The 2,266-nt window shown below is 66.8% G+C and carries 4 protein-coding genes; 1 reads left to right on the top strand and 3 read right to left on the bottom strand.

What is annotated here, in order from left to right; all coding sequences use genetic code 11:
* The first annotated feature begins 68 nt into the window (after window positions 1-68).
* Window positions 69-1,253 carry a GDSL-type esterase/lipase family protein gene (locus AC1VAN_RS19175; RefSeq protein WP_442251822.1) on the top strand — a complete coding sequence of 395 codons (1,185 nt, stop codon included), beginning with the start codon at window positions 69-71 and terminating at the stop codon, window positions 1,251-1,253.
* A 33-nt stretch (window positions 1,254-1,286) separates the two neighbouring features.
* On the opposite strand, the gene AC1VAN_RS19170 is transcribed toward AC1VAN_RS19175, so the two are convergent.
* The 3 genes from AC1VAN_RS19170 to AC1VAN_RS19160 all read right to left on the bottom strand — a co-directional run.
* Window positions 1,287-1,589: an Mpo1-like protein gene (locus AC1VAN_RS19170; RefSeq protein ID WP_032974966.1), complete on the bottom strand. Its 303-nt coding sequence runs from the start codon at window positions 1,587-1,589 to the stop codon at window positions 1,287-1,289.
* Between the two features lie 93 nt (window positions 1,590-1,682).
* Window positions 1,683-2,009, bottom strand: coding sequence for a YnfA family protein (locus AC1VAN_RS19165; protein ID WP_032974968.1), 327 nt, complete (start codon window positions 2,007-2,009; stop codon window positions 1,683-1,685).
* Window positions 2,006-2,266 (bottom strand): MazG nucleotide pyrophosphohydrolase domain-containing protein (locus tag AC1VAN_RS19160; RefSeq protein WP_480986477.1); only part of this gene is annotated, 261 nt, incomplete at its 5' end. The genes AC1VAN_RS19160 and AC1VAN_RS19165, both read right to left, overlap by 4 nt.

Genomic DNA, 2,266 nt, shown 5'->3' with positions numbered 1-2,266 from the left:
GCGTTCATCACCGGTGCCAATCTGGACGTCAACGGCGGCACCTACTTCTCCTGACCGGATCGAAGCCCATGCAGCGCTGGATCACCCTGCTTTCCCTGGCCATCGGCACCGCCGTGGCCGCCCCCGTGGCGCTGGCCGCACCGGTCTGGGTCACCGCCTGGACCGCTTCGCCCGCGCCTGACCGCAAGGATGGCAGCGCTGACGCGCCCGTGCAGTTCGCAGCGCAGACCGTGCGCCAGGACATGCGCCTGGGTAGCAGGGGCGATGCGCTGCGGCTGCGCATCAGCAACGAACTGGGCACCACGCCGCTGCATGTGGAAGATGTACGGGTGCGCCTGAAGGATGGCAAGGCGGCAGCGCTGCCGGTCACCGTCGATGGACGCACGTCCATCGACGTACCGGTGGGCGCAGCGCTGCTCAGTGATGCACTGCCCTTGCGGGTTGCCGCCCTGCAGGAGATCAGCGTGACCGCGTACTTCCCGCAGCCCACCCGCCCTGCAGTGCGCCGTACGGTGGTGCGGGTGGTCGACGGAAAGCAGGACGCGGTGGCCGACAGCGTGCGCGTGGGCTACCAGCAGAACGTGTTCTCCGCGGTACTGGTGCAGCGCGCGGACCGGCCGCAGGTGATCGTGGCCCTGGGTGATTCCATCACCGAGGGCGCGACGGCCTCGCGTGGCTCGTTCAACCAATGGCCCGAGCGCTTGGGCCAGCGCCTGCAGCAGGCGTGCCCGGACCGCTTCGTGGTGCTCAACCAGGGCATCAGCGGCAACAAGCTGCTGGACCATGGCCGCAGCCACAGCGCGCTGTCACGGCTGGATCGCGACGTGATCGCAGTGGCCGACGCCGACCAGGTGATCCTGTTCGAAGGCATCAATGACATCCGCCACGGTGGCGGCGCACAGCCGCTGCCGGGACGCAGCGCGGCAGACATGCTGCTGGGCTACCGCCAGGTCGCCGCCCGGCTGCATGCACATGGTATCCGCGCTCATCTCGGCACACTGACGCCCTTCGGCGATTCGGAGCGCTACGAACCGGTATCGGCCACCACCCGCACCGCGATCAACCAATGGGCGCGTGGCCAGGACACCGGCTTCGATGGCGTGGTGGATTTCGATGCAGCCCTGCGTGATCCGAAAGAGCCGGAATCATTGCCGGCGGACATCACCCGCGATCATCTGCACCCGAACGACGAGGGCTATCGGCGCATGGCCGACGCGATCAACCTGGCGGCGGTGGGCTGCAACGTGCGTTGAGTCGTACGGCGCCGGCCGGCGCGCACGGCGAGATCACCACTTCACCCTGCCACGCAGGATGTCGGCGAACATCACCCAGTCACCGATGAACGAATACAGTGGATGACGAAATGTTGCAGGGCGGTTCTTCTCGAAGAAGAAGTGACCGACCCAGGCAAAGCCGTAGCCGCAGGCCAATGCCGCCAACAGCAGCAGCGGCTGTCCGCGCAGTGCGGCGATGGCGACCAGCAGCAGTACGCCGCAGCTGCCGATGAAGTGCAGGCGTCGTGATGTCGTGTTGCGGTGCTCGCTGAGGTAGAACGGATAGAACTCGCGGAAGCTGGCGAAGCGGGACATGCGCGTGCTCCGTTCGTTGAAGGTGCCGAGCCATGCCCGGCTGTTGTTGCCACAACAACGGTCGAGCATTGCTCGACTCTACACCTGCCCGGCTTACCCCGGTTGCCGCGGCCCGAACATGATCACCGCCATGCCGGCCAGGCAAAGCGCAGCCCCCAGCATGTCCCAACGGCTGGGACGGATGCCATCGACGAGCCACAGCCAGAACAGCGCCGTGCCGATGTACACGCCACCGTACGCTGCGTACACGCGTCCGCTGGCGGTCGGGTGCAGGGTCAGCAGCCAGGCGAACAACGCCAGGCTGGCCGCCGCCGGCAACAGCAGCCAGATACTGCCACCCTTGCGCAGCCACAGCCACGGCAGGTAGCAGCCGATGATCTCGGCCAGCGCGGTCAGCAGGAACAGACCGAGCGTTTTCACGCTTTTTCGGTGGCCTTGGCGTGCTGCCAGAGCGCTTCCTGCGCATCCAGATCGAGTGCGGCCAGCGAATCGCCTTGTGCCTCGGCCTGCGCCTCCATCGAACGGAAGCGACGTTCGAACTTGTGGTTGGCCCCACGCAGCGCGGCACCCAGATCGATGTCCGCATGGCGCGCCAGGTTGGCGCACACGAACAGCAGGTCACCCAGTTCCTCCTGCAGGCGCGCCTTGTTGCCCACGATGTCACCGCGTTCGAACTC

It is taken from the genome of Stenotrophomonas sp. 05L44_2 (assembly GCF_056665995.1).
The sequence above is the reverse complement of the archived record's forward strand: the minus strand, read 5'-3'. Positions and strand labels throughout refer to the sequence as shown.